Genomic DNA, 971 nt, shown 5'->3' on the forward strand with positions numbered 1-971 from the left:
ATATCTATGAAGAGTTTCCTGTGGTGGTGGGGTACGGCGTTGGTCTTCCCACCTCGTATATTCCGCAGTTTGAGGATGTGATGGGTGCTGAGAATGTGATGATTGCTGGTGAGGGCGTGCGGTATCCCTGGTCTGATTTCGAAGAAGAACAGCGGAGGAACTTCCCGAACGGAGCCCCGGACCCTCTATACGACAAAGAAGGGGTAGTCTACGGATTCACCAATGACTATGATGACGCGACAGGAGTTTTTGTGGAGGACCCTCGGTATTATCCCGAGTCACCGTTTTATGATCCGGTTCTTGCCTCCAAGGTGCACCTGGTGCATAGTGAATTTGACGAGCCAGATCCTTCTGTATAAAGACTATGCAGTATATACGCGAATATAAAGATGAGTTCATTGTTCCGGTGTTCACTCAGGAGAGCGGGTACTGGGAGAAAATCATGAAGCCTCGTTTGCAGCAGCAGGGGTGGTATATCGCTGAAGTGGATTGTGCTGGTGTGGATACCTCGCACGAACTTGGGCGCAGGCTTTTACGAGCGCTTGGGTTTAATATTGCGCCGGATCAGCGGGTGAATGGGTTTTGGGTTAAAGATGCTGTTGAGGAAGCTGATTGGAATGATATGCGTCAGGGTCTTTTTGTATTCTATGAGAACTTTGAGGATCTTTTTAGCGTACGGGAAGAGTGTTCGCCTTTTTATGCCCCGGAGTATGCGCTTCAATTAGCTGAACGTATGAGCTACTACTATTCTGATCTTCGTGGGTATATTTACGAGCAGTATCCTGTGGTGGTGGGGTATGGTGTCGGTCTGCCCACCTCATATATTCCACAGTTTGAGAAGCTGATGGGTGCAGAGAACGTGATGATTGCTGGTGAGGGTGCGCGGTATCCATGGTCCGATTTTGAGGAAGAACAGCGAAGGAATTTCCCGACCGGAGCCCCGGACCCTCTCTACGATAAGACAGGTCAGC

At 49.7% G+C, this 971-nt stretch carries 1 protein-coding gene and 1 pseudogene; both read left to right on the forward strand.

Going from position 1 to position 971, the window contains the following annotated elements:
- Nucleotides 1-359 (forward strand): annotated as a pseudogene (locus HMPREF2958_RS07225) (hypothetical protein); the annotation flags it as partial.
- 5 nt (nucleotides 360-364) lie between these two features.
- Nucleotides 365-971, forward strand: a 607-nt coding sequence (locus HMPREF2958_RS07230; RefSeq protein ID WP_070697534.1) for a hypothetical protein, incomplete at its 3' end; no start/stop codon positions are given.

Source organism: Rothia sp. HMSC036D11, assembly GCF_001814205.1.
GTDB lineage: Bacteria > Actinomycetota > Actinomycetes > Actinomycetales > Micrococcaceae > Rothia > Rothia dentocariosa.